12 protein-coding genes, 1 tRNA gene and 1 rRNA gene are annotated in these 19,913 nt (G+C 69.5%); 2 read left to right on the forward strand and 12 right to left on the reverse strand.

Annotated features, from left to right (window positions below; translation table 11 throughout):
- The first annotated feature begins 30 nt into the window (after positions 1 to 30).
- Positions 31 to 795, forward strand: coding sequence for an SDR family NAD(P)-dependent oxidoreductase (locus tag ACIBVL_RS29985; RefSeq protein ID WP_399101802.1), 765 nt, complete (start codon positions 31 to 33; stop codon positions 793 to 795).
- Between the two features lie 294 nt (positions 796 to 1,089).
- Here ACIBVL_RS29985 and ACIBVL_RS29990 read toward each other — a convergent pair whose 3' ends face one another.
- From ACIBVL_RS29990 to ACIBVL_RS30030, 9 genes are all read right to left on the reverse strand, one after another.
- Entirely contained in the window at positions 1,090 to 1,560 is a 471-nt protein-coding gene (locus ACIBVL_RS29990; protein ID WP_399101805.1) for a Dps family protein, read from the reverse strand.
- 183 nt (positions 1,561 to 1,743) lie between these two features.
- Positions 1,744 to 2,124 carry a helix-turn-helix domain-containing protein gene (locus tag ACIBVL_RS29995; RefSeq protein ID WP_399101807.1) on the reverse strand — a complete coding sequence of 127 codons (381 nt, stop codon included), beginning with the start codon at positions 2,122 to 2,124 and terminating at the stop codon, positions 1,744 to 1,746.
- Between the two features lie 109 nt (positions 2,125 to 2,233).
- Complete coding sequence (locus tag ACIBVL_RS30000; protein ID WP_399101809.1) at positions 2,234 to 2,779, reverse strand: CinA family protein; 546 nt, start codon at positions 2,777 to 2,779, stop codon at positions 2,234 to 2,236.
- The gene (pgsA, locus tag ACIBVL_RS30005; protein ID WP_399101811.1) at positions 2,776 to 3,603 is read right to left on the reverse strand and encodes a CDP-diacylglycerol--glycerol-3-phosphate 3-phosphatidyltransferase; all 828 of its coding nucleotides are present in this window, start codon (positions 3,601 to 3,603) and stop codon (positions 2,776 to 2,778) included. Before pgsA ends, ACIBVL_RS30000 begins: the two co-directional genes overlap by 4 nt.
- Positions 3,600 to 5,069, reverse strand: coding sequence for a 30S ribosomal protein S12 methylthiotransferase RimO (gene rimO / locus ACIBVL_RS30010; RefSeq protein WP_399101813.1), 1,470 nt, complete (start codon positions 5,067 to 5,069; stop codon positions 3,600 to 3,602). The genes pgsA and rimO overlap by 4 nt, the downstream gene beginning before the upstream one ends.
- An 87-nt stretch (positions 5,070 to 5,156) precedes the next feature.
- Positions 5,157 to 5,996 carry a helix-turn-helix domain-containing protein gene (locus ACIBVL_RS30015; RefSeq protein ID WP_399101815.1) on the reverse strand — a complete coding sequence of 280 codons (840 nt, stop codon included), beginning with the start codon at positions 5,994 to 5,996 and terminating at the stop codon, positions 5,157 to 5,159.
- Between the two features lie 255 nt (positions 5,997 to 6,251).
- Entirely contained in the window at positions 6,252 to 8,975 is a 2,724-nt protein-coding gene (locus tag ACIBVL_RS30020; protein ID WP_399101817.1) for a DNA translocase FtsK, read from the reverse strand.
- Between the two features lie 208 nt (positions 8,976 to 9,183).
- Positions 9,184 to 9,870, reverse strand: coding sequence for a two-component system response regulator (locus ACIBVL_RS30025; RefSeq protein ID WP_390848118.1), 687 nt, complete (start codon positions 9,868 to 9,870; stop codon positions 9,184 to 9,186).
- A gap of 254 nt (positions 9,871 to 10,124) precedes the next feature.
- On the reverse strand, positions 10,125 to 15,569 hold the full coding sequence (locus tag ACIBVL_RS30030; protein WP_399101819.1) for a HAMP domain-containing protein: 5,445 nt from the start codon (positions 15,567 to 15,569) through the stop codon (positions 10,125 to 10,127).
- Between the two features lie 377 nt (positions 15,570 to 15,946).
- Here ACIBVL_RS30030 and ACIBVL_RS30035 point away from each other — a divergent pair, with 377 nt between their 5' ends.
- The gene (locus tag ACIBVL_RS30035; protein WP_399101821.1) at positions 15,947 to 18,685 is read left to right on the forward strand and encodes a SpoIIE family protein phosphatase; all 2,739 of its coding nucleotides are present in this window, start codon (positions 15,947 to 15,949) and stop codon (positions 18,683 to 18,685) included.
- A gap of 61 nt (positions 18,686 to 18,746) precedes the next feature.
- Here the strand turns inward: ACIBVL_RS30035 and ACIBVL_RS30040 are convergent.
- The 3 genes from ACIBVL_RS30040 to rrf all read right to left on the reverse strand — a co-directional run bounded on the left by ACIBVL_RS30040 (position 18,747) and on the right by rrf (position 19,788).
- Positions 18,747 to 18,819: transfer RNA gene (locus ACIBVL_RS30040), tRNA-Thr, on the reverse strand.
- A 75-nt stretch (positions 18,820 to 18,894) separates the two neighbouring features.
- Complete coding sequence (locus ACIBVL_RS30045) at positions 18,895 to 19,557, reverse strand: DegT/DnrJ/EryC1/StrS family aminotransferase (RefSeq protein ID WP_399101846.1); 663 nt, start codon at positions 19,555 to 19,557, stop codon at positions 18,895 to 18,897.
- Positions 19,558 to 19,671: 114 nt separating this feature from the next.
- Positions 19,672 to 19,788, reverse strand: a 5S ribosomal RNA gene (gene rrf / locus ACIBVL_RS30050).
- Between the last annotated feature and the right edge of the window lie 125 nt (positions 19,789 to 19,913).

Genomic DNA, 19,913 nt, shown 5'->3' on the forward strand with positions numbered 1-19,913 from the left:
ACCCGTCAGAAACGCTCGTACCGTCGCTTCATGGCCGTGAAGGCGTACGACCTCACCGGACGCACCGCATTCGTCACCGGCGCCGCGAGCGGGATAGGCCGCGCCTGCGCCGTACTGCTCGCCCAGGCCGGCGCCACGGTGCACGGCGCGGACCGTGACGAGCAGGGGCTCCATGAGACGGCAGCCCTGATCGAGGGCCAGGGCGGGACCGCCCGCACCCACCACCTGGACGTCACCGACCGCGCCCAGGTCCGCCAGGCCGTCGAGTCCTGCGAACGTCTGGACGTGATGGCCGCCGTCGCCGGGATCATGCACAGCAGCCCCGTCCTGGAGACTCGCGACGAGGATCTGGACCGGGTCCTGGACGTCAATTTCAAGGGTGTGCTCTACGCCTGCCAGGAGGCCGCCCGGCTGATGCTCGCCCGCGACACCGGCGGCAGCATCGTCACCATGGCCTCGGGCGCCGTGGACACCGGCGGCCCAGGCCTGCTCTGCTACGGAGCCGCCAAGGCGGCCGTGGTCCAGTTGACGAAGACCCTGGCGACCGAGGTCGGCCGGCACGGCATCCGCGTCAACGCCGTCGCCCCGGGCTGGATCCGCACCCCCATGACCGACCGCCACGACGCCGGCGCACAGGCGCGCACCGAGGCGCGCATGGCCCGTATGTCACCCCTGGGCCGCGTCGGCGAACCGGAGGACATCGCCCACACGGTGCTCCACCTGGCCTCCGACGCCTCGGCCTTCACCACGGGCCAGATCCTCCGCCCGAACGGCGGCGTGGCGATGCCTTGGTAGACGGGCCCCCAGAGCCGCCATCGACCCGAGTCACCCCGGCCGCCCCCCAGGCCGCCCGCCACCGGCCCGCCGCGACCGCCCCCGCCGCCCGCGCCTTGGCCGCACAGTGCACCGGCAGCAGGCTCAGCCCCCACCCTCCCGCGGCGACCGCGCCCTCCCACGCCCCGGCACCGGGCGCCACCGCGAGCCTCGCCACGGCCCACCACCACACGCCACCGAGACCGAGAAGCACCCCCCGGCGCACTATGCGGCCGGTCACGGCATCACCTCCAGGAGCCCGGCACCACCTTCGCCTCAGACGTTCTCCGCCTGGAACATCCAGTGATGCTTCTCGAGATCGGCGGTGATCCCGATGAAGATGTCCTGGCTGACGGGATCCGCCTCCTCCGTCGCCGAGACGCGTTCCCTCATCCGGGTGATCGCCGCGCCCAGGGCCGCCACGAGCGCCCCTACGGCGTCCGAGTCCTTGACCCAGCCCTGCGTCACCGCACCGAGCCCGCTGCTGCCTGCCACCGTGGCCGCACGGCCGTCCGGCGAGACACCCAGGGCCGAGGCGCGCTCCGCCACGGTGTCGGAATGGGCACGGGCGACGTCCACGACCTCGTCGAGCTGAAGATGGACGGACCGGAACCGGGGCCCCACGACGTTCCAGTGGACCTGCTTGGCGACGAGCGAGAGGTCGATCAGGTCGACGAGCGCTCCCTGCAACGCCTCGGCGACGGTCTTCAGGTCGGAGTCGGACAGCGGGCTCTTCACGACGTACATCCCTACCTCCGGTGTGTGACGACCGCCATGCCCCTCCACGATGACCGCCGCATCCACCACCGGCAAACGGACGCGCAAAACCCCGACCGCACTCCTCCGGGTGTCCCGGAGAAGGCCCGGCCGGGGCCTCACACAGTGCCTGGGCGCGTGTCCGGATCTACCGACACGCCCACAGGCGGAACCTCACGCGGCGACCACGCCCACCGCCTCGGCGGGCGCCTTGATGGTCACCCGCTCCGGTGGCACACCGGTCACCGACACGGAACCCAGCATCGGACGCACCGACGTGGGCACAGGCTCGCTGGGGGTGGCCGCAGCAGACTGGGCCAGCTCGGCAAGGGCGAGCTCGTCGCTCACTTCCCGCATGAGCTCGGACATCCGTACGTCCAGCGCGTCGCAGATGGCGGAGAGCAGCTCGGAGGAAGCCTCCTTCTGCCCCCGCTCCACCTCGGAGAGATAGCCGAGTGAGACTCGGGCGGACGAGGAGACTTCGCGCAGAGTACGGCCCTGGCGCTGGCGCTGCCGACGCAGCACGTCACCCAGCAGGCGACGGAGCAGAATCATCGGTGGCTCCCTCCTCGGACCGCGTAGCCGCATCCTTCACGCCCCACCGTACCGCCTCGCGCTGCGGCCGTGCGGGGAGCGATGTCGTGTTCACTCAGGGCTGCAAACATCAAAACCCCCCGTTCTGTTCCGTATCCTGTGCCCGCTCATTCCCGGTGTGTTCGCCCACAAGCTCTGTCAAAAGCAGTGCGAGCACGCTCCGTACACTCTCTCTACGAATTTCCGCGCGGTCGCCGTTCAACCGCAGGCCCTCCACTTTTCCGCCAGGGGCAGAACCGGAATCCGCCCCGAACGGGCCGTCGACGGCCACGAAGACCGTCCCGACGGGCTGCCCGTCCTGCGGATCGGGGCCGGCGACACCGGTGGTCGCAAGCCCCCAGTCGGCACCGAGCGCCTTGCGCACTCCGGCCGCCATCTGGGCCGCGACCTGCGGATCAACCGCCCCGCGCGCCGCCAGCAGCCCCGCGTCCACACCGAGCAGTTCCTGCTTCAGTTCGGTGGCGTAGGCGGTCACCGAACCCCGGAAGGCCTTGGAGGCCCCGGGCACCGATGTGATGTCCGCCGCAACCAGGCCACCGGTCAGCGACTCGGCCACAGCGAGCGTCTCACCCCTCACCGTGAGTAGTCGCACCACGTCGGTGGCCGTGGAATTCACGCTTCCGTCTCCTCCGACGCGGCCCTGCGCTCGGCGATTCCCTCGCGGCGCAGCACAATGGCCTGTCTTACATAGTCGAGCCCGGTCACCACGGTCAGCACGACCGCCGCCGCCATCACCCACCACCGCAGGGTGGCCAGCCACCCTGTCAGTGCCAGGACGTACATCCCGACGGCGATGCCCTGCGTGAGCGTCTTGAGCTTGCCGCCCCGGCTCGCGGGGATGACGCCGTACCGGATGACCAGGAAACGCATGAGGGTGATCCCGAGTTCCCGGCCGAGGATCACGATCGTCACCCACCACGGCAGGTCGCCGAGCGCGGAGAGGCAGATCAGCGCCGCTCCCATGATCGCCTTGTCGGCGATGGGGTCGGCGATCTTCCCGAAGTCGGTGACGAGGTTGTACGTCCGCGCCAGATGCCCGTCGAACAGATCGGTGATCATGGCGATGGCGAAGGCGGCCCACGCGAGCGAGCGCCACGCCGGGTCGTAACCACCGTCGGCCAGCATCAGCGCGACGAACCCGGGCACCAGGATCAGCCGGAGCATCGTCAGCAGATTGGCGATGTTCCAGACGCTCGCCTGGTTGACGGCCGCGGCGGCCAGCTTCCCGCCCCGCGGGGCCTTGCCGAAGGCCTCCTGAGAATCGACGTCGGCGCCCACGGGACCGGAACCCTGCGAACCCGCACCGACACCCTGAGCATCGATCTCGGCAGCCGGATCGCCGACAGGGGCAGCCGGGTCGGCCGCGGAGGCCTCCGCGGCCGCACGGGCCCCCTTCGCCTGCGAGGAGCCGCCGGCGGCCGATGCCGGAACACCCGTCATCTGCCCGCCTCCTCACTACACCCGAACGAGCCCTGCAAAGGCTCGGCCACCAGATCGACACCCTCGGTCCCGACCACCTTCGCCTCGACCATACGACCGACGCTCAGACCTTCGCCCGATGTGAGCAGCACCTGCCCGTCGGTCTCGGGCGCCTGGTGCGCCCCACGGCCGTACACGCCGTCCTCGTCCAGGGACTCCACGAGCACGCGCACCGTCTCGCCCAGCCGCTCCTCGGCCCGCTGCGAGACGAGCTCCTCGGCGAGCCGGGAGACCCGGGCGAGCCGCTCGGCGACGACGTCCTCGTCGAGCTTGTCGTCGTACGTGGCGGCTTCGGTGCCCTCCTCGTCGGAATAGCCGAAGACACCGATGGCGTCCAGCCGCGCGCCGTTCAGGAACCGCTCCAGCTCGGCCAGGTCGGCCTCGGACTCACCGGGGAAGCCCACGATGAAGTTGGAGCGCACACCCGCCTGGGGCGCCTTGCTCCGGATGGTGTCGAGGAGTTCCAGGAACCGGTCGGTGTCGCCGAAGCGGCGCATCGCGCGCAGCACGCCGGGCGCGGAGTGCTGGAAGGACAGGTCGAAGTAGGGCGCGACCTTGGGCGTGGACGTCAGGACGTCGATGAGCCCGGGCCGCATCTCGGCCGGCTGGAGGTAGCTGACCCGCACCCGCTCGAGGCCGTCGACCTCCGCGAGCTCGGGCAGCAGGGACTCCAGCAGACGGATGTCGCCCAGGTCCTTGCCGTAGGACGTGTTGTTCTCGGAGACCAGCATGATCTCCTTGACGCCCTGCTCGGCCAGCCACCGCGTCTCGTTCAGCACATCGCTGGGCCGGCGCGAGATGAAGGAGCCGCGGAAGGACGGGATGGCGCAGAACGAGCAGCGCCGGTCGCAGCCGGAGGCGAGCTTCACCGAGGCGACGGGGGCGCCGTCGAGTCGGCGGCGCAGGGGCGCACGGGGGCCGGACTGCGGGGCCAGGCCCTCCGGGAGATCCACCGGAGCACCGTGCCCCGGCAGGGCCACGTCGGTCGCCGACTGCCGCTCCGCCGGGCTGATCGGCAGCAGCTTGCGCCGGTCGCGCGGGGTGTGGGAGGCGTGGACGCCACCGCTCAGAATGGTCTGGAGGCGGTCGGAGATGTCCGCGTAGTCGTCGAAGCCGAGCACGCCGTCGGCCTCGGGGAGCGCTTCGGCGAGTTCCTTGCCGTACCGCTCGGCCATGCAGCCCACCGCCACGACGGCCTGGGTTCTGCCGTGTCCCTTGAGGTCGTTGGCCTCGAGGAGGGCGTCGACGGAGTCCTTCTTGGCGGCCTCGACAAAGCCACAGGTGTTGACGACGGCGACGTCCGCGTCCTCGGCGTCCTCGACGAGCTGCCAGCCGTCCGCCTCCAAACGGCCTGCGAGCTCCTCCGAGTCCACCTCGTTACGGGCGCAGCCAAGGGTGACGAGTGCGACGGTACGGCGTTCAGGCATGGGCTCAAGACTACTTTGTCCCACCGACACTCAACGTCGACGGGGTTGGCGAAGATCACCAACCCCGTCGCCGCGCACCCCGACCTCCTACCCGGCCTGCGGGTCGCCCTTCGTGTACGTCAGGCGCTCCACCGCGCCCGGCTGGAAGTTGTCGTCGATCTTCTTGCCGTTGACGAACAGGTCGATCACCCCGGCGTCGCCGAGGACAAGGTTGATCTTCTCGCCGTCCTGGAAGGTCTTGGAGTCGCCCTTCTTGAGCAGCCCGTCGAACAGCAGCCGACCGTTGTGGTCCTTGGCGGAGATCCAGCTACGACCGTCGGTGGCGCTGACCTGTACGGTCACCTTGTCCTGGGGCGCGGCGGCGATGGCGCTGTCGGAGGGCTCGGGCGTCTCGTCGACGGACTTGTCGGACTTCGGTGTGGGCGAGGCCGGGGCGCTGGTCGAGGGCGAGGTGCCGCCGGCGACCGCCTCCTTGGACCCGTCGTTGTCGCCGCCCCTGAAGGCGGTGAACCCGACGAATCCGACCACGGCCACGATCGCGGCGACCATCGCCGCGGTCCAGTTCGGTCCCCGTCGCTCGGGGCGGATACGTTCCGCCTCGAACAGCGGGGCGGCCGGGGTCGGCGCCGGCCTGCCGCCGTGCGTGGCGTCGAAGTGTTCGATCAGCGGGGCGGGGTCGAGGTGGACGGCTCGGGCCAGGGTCCGGATGTGCCCGCGCGCGTACACGTCCCCGCCGCACGGGGCGAAGTCGTCCGACTCGATGGCATGGATGATGACGATACGGACCCGGGTGGCGGTACTGACGTCGTCGACCGTCAGCCCGGCCGTGATACGCGCCTGGCGCAGGGCACGACCGATGGAGAAGGGGGCTTCCTCGGACGGGTCATCGAACGGACGCTCGTCTTCAGGGGAGTTGCCGATGGACACGGGGGCGCCTTTCGAGCGTGTAGCCACCTGTGCTGGAGGTTCAGTCTAGGGGGGGTGCCAAAGGGAGGGGCAACCGGACGGTATGACTTTGTACGCCATCGGAATGGCCGGTCACACCGATGACGGGCCAGACACAGCCCCCAGTTGAAAGCCGTACCTGTCCTCTCGCTCAACTGGACGTACGCCAAAGGGAAACGGTTGCCCTGCGGTTTCTAACGGCTGAGTCACGGACACCCGGCTCCCCACGACGGACGCCTACCCCTCAGACTCCCCCCGGATCACCGCGAGCACGCCGTCGAGTTCATCGGGTTTCACAAGAACGTCACGAGCTTTGGAACCCTCGCTCGGACCGACGATGTTCCGCGACTCCATGAGGTCCATCAGCCGGCCGGCCTTGGCGAAGCCGACGCGCAGCTTGCGCTGGAGCATGGACGTCGAGCCGAACTGGGTGGAGACGACCAGTTCGGCCGCCTGGCACAGCAGGTCGAGGTCGTCGCCGATGTCCTCGTCGATCTCCTTCTTCTGCTTCGTCCCCACGACGACGTCGTCCCGGAAGACCGGCGCCATCTGGTCCTTGCAGTGCTGGACGACCGCGGCGACCTCGGCCTCGGTCACGAAGGCGCCCTGCATACGGGTCGGCTTGTTCGCGCCCATCGGAAGGAACAGTCCGTCACCCTTGCCGATCAGCTTCTCCGCGCCCGGCTGGTCGAGGATGACCCGCGAGTCGGCGAGCGAGGAGGTGGCGAAGGCGAGCCGCGAGGGCACGTTCGCCTTGATCAGACCGGTGACGACGTCGACCGACGGCCGCTGCGTGGCGAGCACCAGGTGGATGCCGGCCGCACGCGCGAGCTGCGTGATCCGCACGATCGCGTCCTCGACATCACGCGGCGCGACCATCATCAGGTCGGCGAGCTCGTCCACGATCACCAGCAGATACGGGTACGGCTGCAGCTCCCGCTCGCTGCCCTCGGGCAGCTTGACCTTGCCGTTCCGTATGGCCTCGTTGAAGTCGTCGATGTGCCGGAAGCCGTACGCCGCCAGGTCGTCGTAGCGGAGGTCCATCTCCCGTACGACCCACTGCAGCGCCTCGGCGGCCCGCTTCGGGTTGGTGATGATCGGCGTGATCAGGTGCGGGATGCCCTCGTACGCGGTCAGCTCGACGCGCTTGGGGTCGACGAGGACCATCCGAACGTCCTCGGGGGTCGCGCGGACCATGACGGACGTGATCAGGCAGTTGATGCACGACGATTTACCGGAACCGGTCGCTCCGGCGACGAGGATGTGCGGCATCTTCGCCAGGTTGGCCATCACATAGCCGCCCTCGACGTCCTTGCCGAGCGCCACCAGCATCGGGTGCTCGTCCTCGGCGGCGTCCGCGAGCCGCAGCACGTCTCCGAGGTTCACCATCTCCCGGTCGGTGTTGGGGATCTCGATGCCGACCGCCGACTTGCCGGGGATCGGGCTGATGATCCGCACGTCCGGGCTGGCGACGGCGTACGCGATGTTCTTGGTCAGTGCGGTGATCCGCTCGACCTTCACGGCGGGGCCGAGCTCGACCTCGTAGCGGGTGACCGTCGGACCACGGGTGAAGCCGGTGACCGCGGCGTCGACCTTGAACTCGGTGAAGACATTGGTCAGCGAGGCGACGACCGCGTCGTTGGCGGCACTGCGCGCCTTGCCGGGGCCGCCGCGCTCCAAGAGGTCCAGCGACGGCAGCGCGTAGGTGATGTCGCCGGAGAGCTGGAGCTGCTCGGCGCGCGGCGGCAGGTCGCGCATCTCCTGCGGCGGCGTCTTGGTCAGGTCGGGGACCGCGCCCCCGGTCTTGAGCTTCTCCTGCTTGGGCCGTGCGGCCGGGACCGGCGTCGGGGTGGTCGCCTCGCGGTCGCCCACGCGCACGCCCTGGGTGAGGTCGGCGACGATCGGCGAGGGCGGCATGCCGTGCAGGACCGCGCCGTCGAGGTCGGCTGCGGCGGCCGCGGCGATGTCCACGGCGTCCATCTCCCGGTCCATCGCGGGTTGCGGCACGGCCGAGCGCCGGGGCCGGCCGCGGCGCTGGGAGAGGGCCTCCTGCTCGGCGTCGTCGGCGTCGTTCACCCGCGGGGCGCCCGAGCGCCGGCGGGGGCGCCCGGGCAGCGCCTCGCGCCACTGTTCGTCGTAGCGCGCTTCGTCGTCGGAGAACTCGTCGTACCCGTCCGCCGCGGGGTCGTGCAGCACCCCGAGGCGCACCCCGAGCTGCCGCAGCCGCTGCGGGATCGCGTTGACCGGGGTGGCCGTGACGACCAGCAGCCCGAAGATCGTGAGCAGTACCAGCAGCGGTACGGCGAGCACCTCGCCCATGGCGTACGTCAGCGGGGTCGCCGCACCCCAGCCGATGAGACCGCCGGCGTCCCTTATCGCCTGCATGCCGTCGCCGCGGGCGGGCGCGCCGCAGGCGATGTGGACCTGGCCGAGGACGCCGATGACGAGCGCGGAAAGGCCGATCACGATACGGCCGTTGGCCTCGGGCTTCTCGGGGTGCCGGATGAAGCGCACGGCGATGACCGCGAGCAGGATCGGAACCAGCAGGTCCAGGCGGCCGAAGGAGCCGGTGACGAGGATCTCGACCAGGTCCCCGACCGGGCCCTTGAGATCGGCCCAGGTGCCCGCGGCGACGATCAGCGCGACGCCGAGCAGCAGCAGAGCGACGCCGTCCTTGCGGTGGGCGGGGTCGAGGTTCTTGGCGCCGTTCCCTATCCCCCGGAACACCGCGCCGACGGCGTGCGCCAGGCCCAGCCAGAGGGCGCGCACAAGCCGGTAGACGCCCCCGGTGGGGCTCGGCGCCGGCTTGGGTGCCGGCGCCGCCTTCTTGGCCGCGGCTTTCCTGGCGGGCGCCTTCTTCGCCGGGGCCTTTTTCGCGGCGGCCTTCTTCGCCGGAGCCTTCGCGGGAGCAGCCGCCTTCTTGGCGGGCTGCTTCTTGGCTGCGGAGGGACGTGAGGCCATGGATGTGAGGTTACCGGGGGAGACGACCGCGGACACGTGTGCCCACTGCTTCACCCGTTCGTGTCGGCCTTGCGCAGGCGCGGAACTGACGCGTCCGCTTGACGGGGGCGGCGAGCGGGCGCATCCGCCCGGCACCGGGAAGACCCATCCTCTCCGTGACGGCGGACATCTGACCCCCGCTCACGCCCAACCGTGCTGGCCTCTCGCGTCAGTTCTGCGACGGCACCGAGGCGGCGCCGTTCCCGGTGCCCGGCTCCAGCGCGTCCAGCGCCCGCCGCAGACCCGTGAGTTTCCGCTCCAGATGCGCCGCCGTGGCCACCGCCGCCGCGTCCGCCGACTCGTCGTCGAGCTGCTTGGACAACGCCTCGGCCTGCTCCTCGACCGCCGCGAGCCGCGCGGAGAGCTCCGCCAGCAGTCCCGCCGACTCCTTGGCGCCACCGCCCGCCGCGGCCTTGCCGCCGCCCTCCAACTGGAGCCGCAGCAGCGCCGCCTGCTCCCTCAGCTGGCAGTTCTTCATGTACAGCTCGACGAACACGGAGACCTTGGCGCGCAGCACCCACGGGTCGAACGGCTTGGAGATGTAGTCCACCGCGCCGGCCGCGTACCCGCGGAAGGTGTGGTGGGGGCCGTGATTGATCGCCGTGAGGAAGATGATCGGGATGTCCCTGGTGCGTTCTCGCCGCTTGATGTGCGCGGCCGTTTCGAAACCGTCCATTCCCGGCATCTGGACGTCCAGCAGAATGACCGCGAAGTCGTCCGTCAGCAGTGCTTTGAGCGCCTCTTCCCCGGACGATGCCCGCACCAGCGTCTGATCGAGCGCCGAGAGGATCGCCTCCAGCGCCAGCAGATTCTCCGGCCGGTCATCGACCAGGAGGATCTTGGCCTTCTGCACCATGGCCCGCCCTCCTCGCCCCGGCAGTGCACCGGGCGCCGCCCCTGGGGACGACTCCTTAGCGCCGCCCTTCCTTGTGCCGGTCATGGTAGCCGCACCCCGACCGTCGCCACACCCTGTCACCGTGATGTCACTGTGCACGTAACAGGAACGCGGCAGAAGACCAGAAGGTTCCCCGATTCCGGCCCCGCTACACGGCGACGGACACCCACGGTCGACAACTCCTCACGCCTTCCGCAAGTTCCCGTCACACGCGCTCACGCCTCCCGCATCCACTGCTCCATCACCGACAGCAGATGATCGGGATCGACCGGCTTCGTCACATAGTCGGAGGCACCCGACTCGATCGCCTTCTCCCGGTCGCCCTTCATCGCCTTCGCCGTCAGCGCGATGATCGGCAGCCCGGAGAACTGCGGCATCCGACGAATCGCCGACGTCGTCGCATAGCCGTCCATCTCGGGCATCATGATGTCCATCAGGACGACCGCCACGTCGTCGTGCTGCTCCAGGACCTCGATGCCCTCCCGGCCGTTCTCCGCGTACAGCACGGACAGACCGTGCTGCTCCAGAACGCTGGTCAGCGCGAACACGTTACGGATGTCGTCATCGACGATCAGCACCTTCTCGCCGCCGAACCGGATGCTCCGGTGCCCCTGCGGCGCCGACCACTGCGCCGGCTCCCCGACCCGCTCGCCACCGTTCGAGGACCGCCGGCGACGCCTGAAGAGCGCGGCCGCCCCGTTCTGCGTCTCCTGGTACGACTTCACCTCGGCCGGCATCACGATCTCCGCCTCGGACAGCTCCGACAGCTCGGCCGCCCCGTTCTCCGAGGCCACCAGGTCACCGGCCTCCAGTGTCGGCACGATCTGCTGGTAGCCCTGCGGAGGCAGCTCACTGGGGTGCAGCGGCAGGTACAGCGTGAACGTCGAACCACGCCCCGGCTCGCTCTGCGCGTGGATCTCACCGCCCAACAGCTGTGCGATCTCCCGCGAGATCGACAGCCCCAGTCCCGTACCGCCGTACTTGCGGCTGGTCGTGCCGTCCGCCTGCTTGAACGCCTCGAAGATCACCCGCATCTTGCCGGCCGCGATCCCGATGCCGGTGTCGGTCACCGAGAAGGCGATCAGCGGCGCGTCCGGATCCGCCAGCGAACCGGCCTCCAGCAACTGCTCCCGGATCGCCACCGGTACGTCCGCCCCCGCCGGCCGGATGACCAGCTCCACCGACCCGGAGTCGGTGAACTTCACCGCGTTGGACAGCAGGTTGCGCAGCACCTGCAGCAGCCGCTGCTCGTCCGTGTGCAGCGTGGCCGGCAGCTCCGGCGACACCCGAACGGACAGATCGAGGCCCTTTTCCGCGGTCAGCGGCCGGAAGGTCGCCTCCACGTAGTCCACCAGCTGCACCAGCGCGATCCGGGTAGGCGAGACGTCCATCTTGCCCGCCTCGACCTTCGACAGGTCCAGGATGTCGTTGATCAGCTGGAGCAGGTCCGAGCCCGCCCCGTGGATCGTCTCGGCGAACTCCACCTGCTTCGGCGAGAGATTGCCCTCCGCGTTGTCCGCGAGCAGCTTCGCCAGGATCAGCAGCGAGTTCAGCGGCGTACGCAGCTCGTGCGACATGTTGGCGAGGAACTCGCTCTTGTAGCGCATCGACACGGCGAGCTGCTCGGCGCGCTCCTCCAGGACCTGCCGCGCCTCCTCGATCTCGGTGTTCTTCACCTCGATGTCACGGTTCTGCTGGGCCAGCAGCTCGGCCTTCTCCTCCAGTTCGGCGTTGGACGCCTGCAAGGCCTTCTGCCGCTGCTCCAACTCGGCCGACCGCTCACGCAGTTGCTCGGTCAACTCCTGCGACTGCTTCAGCAACTGCTCGGTCTTGGTGTTGACGGAGATGGTGTTGACGCTGGTCGCGATCATCTCCGCGAGCTGGTTGAGGAAGTCCTTCTGGATCTGCGTGAACGGCGCGAAGGAGGCCAGCTCGATCACACCGAGGACCTTGCCCTCGAACAGCACGGGCAGCACGATCACCTGTGCGGGCGGCGCCTCACCGAGCCCGGAGGAGATCTTCAGATAGCCGCTCGGCGCGTTCTCCACGAGGATCGTGCGCTTCTCCTCGGCGGCCGTCCCCACCAGCGCCTCGCCCGGCCGGAACGAGGTCGGCATGGACCCCATCGAGTAGCCGTACGACCCCAGCATCCGCAGCTCGTACGGGTCGTCCATGCCCTCGGGCGACGGCATCGCCAGGAAGAACGCACCGTGCTGCGCGGCCACCAGCGGCGGCAGCTCGCTCATGATCAGCGAGGCCACGTCCTCCAGGTCGCGCCGCCCCTGCATCAGCGCCGACACACGCGCGAGGTTGCCCTTCAGCCAGTCCTGCTCCTTGTTGGCGATCGTGGTGTCGCGCAGGTTGGCGATCATCTTGTTGATGTAGTCCTGCAGCTCCTGGATCTCGCCGGCCGCGTCCACGTCGAGCTTCAGGTTCAGGTCGCCACGGGTCACCGCGGTGGCCGCGCGGGCGATGGCACGCACCTGCCGGGTCAGGTTCCCGGCCATCTCGTTCACGGACTCGGTGAGGTCGCGCCAGGTTCCGTCGACGTCACGCACGCGTGCCTGACCGCCGAGCTGCCCCTCCGTACCCACCTCGCGGGCCACGCGGGTGACCTCCTCGGCGAAGGACGACAGCTGGTCGACCATCGTGTTGATGGTCGTCTTCAGCTCCAGGATCTCCCCGCGCGCATCGATGTCGATCTTCTTCGTCAGGTCGCCCTTGGCGATGGCCGTCGTGACCATGGCGATGTTGCGCACCTGACCGGTCAGATTGGACGCCATGCCGTTCACCGAGTCGGTGAGGTCCTTCCACGTGCCCGCCACACCGGGTACGTGCGCCTGACCGCCCAGGATGCCGTCCGTGCCCACCTCACGGGCCACCTTGGTGACCTGCTCGGCGAACGAGCTCAGCGTCTTCACCATGGTGTTGATGGTGTCGGCGAGCTGCTGGACCTCGCCGCGCGCCTCGATCGTCACCGTCCGCGTCAGATCGCCGTTGGCGACGGCCGCCGCGACCTGCGAGATGTTGCGCACCTGCATGGTCAGGTTCTTGGCCATCAGGTTCACATTGCCGCTGAGGTCCTTCCAGATGCCCGTGATCCCCGGAACGTGCGCCTGGCCGCCCAGGATGCCCTCCGTGCCCACCTCACGGGCCACCCGGGTCACCTGCTCGGCGAAGGACGACAGCTGGTCGACCATCGTGTTGACGGTCGTGACGAGTTCGAGGATCTCGCCCTTGGCGTCGACGGTGATCTTCTTCGACAGGTCGCCCTTGGCGACGGCGGTCGTGACCTCGGCGATCTGACGCACCTGGATGGTCAGGTTGTTCGCCATGAAGTTCACCGACTGCGTGAGGTCCTTCCAGGTGCCGGAGACACCCTGCACCTCGGCCTGACCGCCGAGCTGCCCCTCCGTACCGACCTCACGGGCGACCCTGGTGACCTCCTGGGCGAAGGACGACAGCTGGTCCACCATCGTGTTCAGGGTGTTCTTCAGCTCCAGGATCTCCCCGCGCGCGTCCACGGTGATCTTCTGCGACAGGTCACCGCGCGCGACCGCCGTGGCCACCTGCGCGATGTTGCGCACCTGGGCGGTGAGGTTGCCGGCCATGCCGTTCACGGAGTCCGTCAGGTCCCGCCACACACCGGCCACACCCGGCACCTGCGCCTGACCGCCGAGACGGCCCTCGGTACCCACGTCCCGCGACACCCGGGTCACCTGGTCGGCGAACGCGGAGAGCTGGTCCACCATCGTGTTGATGGTGTTCTTCAGCTCCAGGATCTCCCCGCGCGCGTCCACGTCGATCTTCTGCGACAGGTCACCGCGCGCCACGGCGGTCGTCACCTGGGCGATCTGCCTCACCTGAGAGGTGAGGTTGCCCGCCATGAAGTTGACGGAGTCCGTCAGCTCCCGCCAGGTACCCGACACACCGTCCACGCGCGCCTGACCGCCCAGCCGGCCCTCGGTACCCACGTCCCGCGCCATCCGCGTCACCTGGTCGGCGAACGACGACAGCTGGTCCACCATCGTGTTCACGGTGTTCTTCAGCTGGAGCATCTCACCGGACACGTCGACGGTGACCTTCTGCGAGAGATCGCCGTTGGCCACGGCCGTCGTCACCTGCGCGATGTTCCTCACCTGTCCGGTGAGATTCCTGAACGCCGTGTTGACGGAGTCCGTCAGGTCCTTCCACGTCCCGGCCGCGCCGGACACCTGCGCCTGACCGCCCAGTTCACCCTCGACACCGATCTCCCGCGCCACACGCGTCACTTCGGCACCGAAAGCCGACAGCTGATCCACCATCCCGTTGACGGTGTTCTTCAGCTCCAGCATCTCGCCGGCCACGTCCACCGTGACCTTCTGCGACAAGTCACCGCTCGCCACGGCCGTCGTCACGGCCGCGATGTCCCGCACCTGAGTGGTGAGGTTCCGGAACACCGTGTTGACGGAGTCCGTCAGGTCCTTCCACGTACCCGCCGCGCCCGGCACATTGGCCTGCCCGCCGAGCCGCCCCTCGGCCCCCACCTCGTTGGCCACACGCGTGACCTCGTCCGCGAAGGTCCGCAGCGTCTCGGTCATCTGGTTGATCGTGTCGGCGAGCTGCGCGACCTCACCGCGCGCCGACACCGTCACCTTCTGCGACAGGTCGCCGCTGGCGACGGCCGTCGTCACCTCCGCGATCCCGCGCACCTGGGCCGTCAGGTTCCCGGCCATGGTGTTCACCGAATCGGTGAGCTCTTTCCACACACCGTCCACGCCGGACACCTGCGCCTGGCCGCCGAGGATGCCCTCGGTGCCCACCTCGCGCGCGACCCGCGTCACCTCGGAGGAGAACGCGGAGAGCTGGTCCACCATCGTGTTGACGGTGTTCTTCAGCTCGAGCATCTCGCCCTCGACGTGAACCGTCACCTTCCGGGACAGATCACCCTTGGCCACGGCCGTCGTCACCAGCGCGATGTCGCGCACCTGGGCCGTCAGCCGCTCCGCCATCGTGTTGACGGACTCCGTGAGGTCCTTCCACGAGCCGGACATACCGCGCACCTGCGCCTGTCCGCCCAGCTTGCCCTCGGTCCCCACCTCGCTGGCCACGCGCGTGACCTCGTCGGTGAACGTCGACAGCTGATCGACCAGGTTGTTGACGGTCCGCCCGACCTTCAGGAACTCCCCCCGCAGCGGCTGCCCGGCCGCCCCGTCGGGCGTCTGCGTCCGCAACTCCATGCGCGGCGACAGATCACCCTCGGCCACCGCCGACAGCACCCGCCCGACCTCGGAGACGGGCCGTACGAGATCGTCGACCAGCGCGTTCGAATTGTCGATGGCGGTCGCCCACGAGCCCTCGCAGGCACCCGCCTCCAGCCGCTCGGTGAGCTTGCCCTCCCGGCCCACCATGCGACGTACGCGCGAAAGCTCACCCGTGAGGTGGAGATTTCGGTCGGCCACCTCGTTGAAGACGGCCGCGATCTCCGACATCACCCCGTCGCCCGACACCGTGAGCCGCTTGCGGAAGTTCCCGTCCCGCATGGACACCAGGGCCGAAAGCAGCCGGTCCAGCGCCGCCGTGTCCACGACGGTGGTGCCACCGCGCGGCGTGCGCCTGCTCAGGGACTGTCCGCCTTTCGCGCGCGCCTTAGTGCTCCGCGTCGCTGCGCCAGACTCCACTTGTCCCTCCCGCAGGGCTCGACCGTTACGCTGTGCTGGGGTGTTGCTACTCATCGTGCCGGTTACCGCTGGGTTTTACCGCCCGATGTAATCAGGCGGACCCCGGGGGCTGCTGCCCCCTGTACTCATAAGACACCCAGTCTGCCCGGACCTTCACAAGAAGCCTGCCCAGTGTTTCACCCTCCCCGAACCCGGCCATAACAGTTCGGCACCTTCGCACATCGTCCGCACACCCTAGGGGCGGAAACACGGGCGACCGGCATCCGCACGGACGGGGAAGGTAAGTAACCTTGCATGCGGCTGTCCAGCCGCGCCGGTCCGTCCGGCCTGGGCGGTGGCACAAGGCACGAGCGGGCATCGGAGGGGCGGCCGCACACATGACCACCGGACTGATCCCGGGGGGACAGCCCCCGGACCCCCGGCCTTCGAGCATGCGTCCACCGCAGCAGCGGCGCGACCAGGTCGGCCAGGGATTTCCGCACGTCGACAACCGGTCGAGGAGTTCTGTGATCACCGCGCGCGCGGCCGCCAGCTTCGAGCCCGTGGGGCGATCCGTCGCGACCGCCCGCTCGTTCGTCCGCGACACCCTCCAGGGCTGGGGCTTCGCCGACATCGTCGACGACGCCGTGGTCCTCACCAGCGAACTGGTGACCAACGCGGTCGTCCACGCGGGAACCCACGCCGACGTCCTGTGCCTGCGGTCCGAGGACGGCGTACGCATCGAGGTGGCCGACCGGTACCCGGAACGCGAGATCCCCCTCCAGGGCTCCCTCGCCACCATGGGCAGCCCCGACCGTGAGGGCGGCCGAGGCCTCCAGCTCTGCGCGGCCATCGCCGGCCGCTGGGGCGTCGAGTACACGCCCACCCACAAGCAGGTGTGGTTCCAACTCGACCTCCCGGACCGCCCGGTGGGCACCCGCGCCGCCGGCCCGTCCCTGCCCGCGGACCTCCTGCCGCTCGCCGACAGCCGCGTGCGGGTAGCGGTCGTCCAGATCGACCGTACGGGCGCCATCTCGGCCTGGAACGAGGACGCGGAGGATCTCTTCGGCTACGCGGCCGACCAGGTCACCGGCAAGCCCCTCACCGACCTCGCCGCCTGGCCGCACACCCCCGGCACCGGCACCGGCATCGCCGAGGCCCTCCAACTCTCCCGCTGGGAGGGCAGTTACGGCATCCGCGGCGCCAACGGCCGCGTCACCCCCGTGTACGCCTCCCATCTCCGCGTCCGCGACACCGACGGCGAGCCCTCCACGGTCTGCCTCCTGGTCCGCGACCACGAACGCGCCGTCCTGCAGACCCCGCTGCGCCTCCCGGCCTCCGACGCGGCACCCGCCGACGGGCAGAGCGCCGACCCTTTCGAGGTCTTCATCGGCTCGCCCGCCCCGGACGACCTCGACGGCCTCCTCCAGCGCACGGTGGAGCGAGCCCGCGACATGCTCGACGGCGACTCCGCCTTCCTGCTTCTCGCGACCGACGACGAGACCGAGCTGGAGGTCCGCGCCTCCACCGGCCTGCCCTCCGCCCGCCAGCGCTTCGCGCGCGTGCCCGTCGAGGCGGGACCCGGCCGCTACGGCTCGGCCCGGATGCCGGCCGTCCACGAGGACCTCACGGCCGTCCCCGGCGCCGTCCCCCTGCTGAGCGGCACCGGAATGCGCTCGGTGGTGACGGTCCCGCTGAAGGTCGAGGGCCGCCTGACGGGCTCCCTGGGCGTGGCCGCGGAGGCGCCCGGCCGCTACTCCAACGAGGAGGCCCTGCGCCTGCAGTTCGCCGCCGACCGCATCGCGCTCGCCGTCGAATCGGCCCGCCTGGGTGAACTGGAGCGTCTGCGCCGAGGCTCGCTGAGTTTCCTGGTGGAGGCCTCCGACCTCCTCGCCGGCACCCTCGACCGCGACCAGACCCTGGCCCTGATGGCCCAGATGACGGTCCCCACCCTGGCGACCTGGTGCGCGGTCTACACGATCGCCGACCAGGCCTCCGACCCCTATCTGTCGTACGTCCTGCACGAGGACGAGGAACTCATCGACGGCATCAAGTCGTTGCTCTCGAAGATCTCCCCTCCGGACCCGGTACCCACCCCCGGCGCCCGCGTCTGGTCGGCCCCCGGCGAGGCGGCCCACGATGCGGCCCTGCGCAGCTCCATGCGCAGCCTCGGCCTGACCGGCGGCCCCACTCACCAGGTGGCCTCAGGCATCGGCCCCACCCTCGCCACGGCCTCCGCGGTGGGCGGCGAGACCGTGGTCCTCCCGCTGGTCGCCCGCAACCGCGTGATCGGCATGCTGACCCTCGGCAAGCCCACCGACGAACACTTCCGCCAGGAGATCCTGGAACTGGCCGAGGACCTGAGCCGCCGGGCGGCCCTCGCCCTCGACAACGCCCGCCTGTACTCGGAGCGCACGGCCATCAGCCAGTCCCTCCAGCGCAGCCTCCTGCCCCCGGAGACCCCCAAGATCGACGGCGTCGAGGTCGAGGTCATCTACCGCGCGGCCGGCGAGGGCAACGAGGTGGGCGGCGACTTCTACGACGTCTTCCCGATCAGCGACGGCGCCTACGGCTTCGCCATCGGCGACGTCTGCGGCACGGGCCCGCACGCGGCCGCCGTGACCGGCCTGGCCCGTCACGCCCTGCGCCTCCTGGCCAGGGAGGGCCTGAGCGGCCCCGCGGTCCTGGAGCGCCTCAACTCGGCGATCCTCGACGAGGGCGCCCGCAGCCGCTTCCTGACGCTCCTCTACGGCGAGATGCGCCCCCAGGAGGACGGCAGCGCGGAACTGAAGGTGGTCTGCGCCGGTCATCCCCTCCCGCTCCGCCTGCGCCAGGACGGCACGGTCGAGCCCGCCGCCGAACCCCAGCCCCTCCTCGGCGTCATCGAGGACCTGGAGCTCTATGAGCAGACGGTCACCCTCGACCCGGGCGACGTCCTGCTCTGTGTCACGGATGGTGTCACCGAGCGCCGCGAGGGCACGCGCATGCTGGGCGACGACGGCCTCGCCGATGTCCTCTCGACCTGCACGGGTCTCACGGCCGGTGCGGTCGCGGCCCGCATCATGCGCGCGGTGGAACGCTTCGCGTCGGACGCCCCGTCCGACGACATGGCGATCCTGGCGATGCGGCTGGCGTGAGGACGAAGGACCTGCGGACATGAGAAAACCCCCGCCCGAAAGGGCGGGGGTTTCTTTTCGGAGCCCCCAAACGGAATCGAACCGTTGACCTTCTCCTTACCATGGAGACGCTCTGCCGACTGAGCTATAGGGGCCAGTTGCTTTTCGAGGTTCCCCTCGCGGCAACGGAATAGATCATACCCTGAACGAGCCCGGGTTCCCAAACCCGTTCAGAAGGCCGGCTGGAGCAGACCACCGAGCGCGTTGCACGCCGCCACAATGCGCTGCATGTCCCGCTTCGTCAACGAGGCGTCCACCGGCAGAGCAAGGGTCTCGTCCGCCGCCAGTTCGGTCTCGGGCAACGACACACACCGCCGGAACTCCGGCAGTCGGTGCAAAGGAGTCTGCACAGGTACCCGGCACTCAACGCCCCGCCCCCGCAAGGCCCGAGCGAAAGCATCCCGGTCGGGCCTCCCATTACCCGGCACCCGTACGACGTACTGCTGATAGGAGTGCCCGTCCCCGCCATCGGGCGTCCGCACTCCCCGCAGTCGCGCATCGAGATAGGCGGCCCGCTCCCTGCGCTGCGCGATCTCGTCGTACGGCGCCTCGGACTCCGCCTGCTCCAGCACCAGCAGCCCATGCCGCTGCCCCACCGCGTGCAACCGCGCCACATCGGCCGGCCGCCCGAATCGGTGTACGACAACGACGGCCGCGGTACGCGGAGTTACGACCGCTTCGACGGTGGCCGCGTCCAGGCAGTACGTCACCGGATCCACATCGGCGAACACCGGCAGAGCACCCGCCAGGGTGACCGCACCGGCGACTTCGGCGTTCCCGAAGGCCGGCACGACGACCTCGTCAGCGATCCCGACGCCGGCGGCCCTGAGCATTGCAGCAGTACCCATGTCGTGGATGCTGAGGGCGGAACGTGAACTTCAAGTGACGGAAAACAAAAAAGGGCTGGGCCCTGAACCGAAGTTCAGGGCCCAGCCCTTTGAATGATTGTTCGGCGGTGTCCTACTCTCCCACAGGGTCCCCCCTGCAGTACCATCGGCGCTGTAAGGCTTAGCTTCCGGGTTCGGAATGTAACCGGGCGTTTCCCTCACGCTATGACCACCGAAACACTATGAAGTTAGACCGGAAAAAACACAGTCGTTGCCTCAGAACTAACACAGTGGACGCGAGCAACTGAGGACAAGCCCTCGGCCTATTAGTACCGGTCACCTCCACACGTTACCGTGCTTCC

The organism is Streptomyces sp. NPDC049687, from assembly GCF_044465285.1.
In the GTDB taxonomy this organism is placed as follows: domain Bacteria; phylum Actinomycetota; class Actinomycetes; order Streptomycetales; family Streptomycetaceae; genus Streptomyces.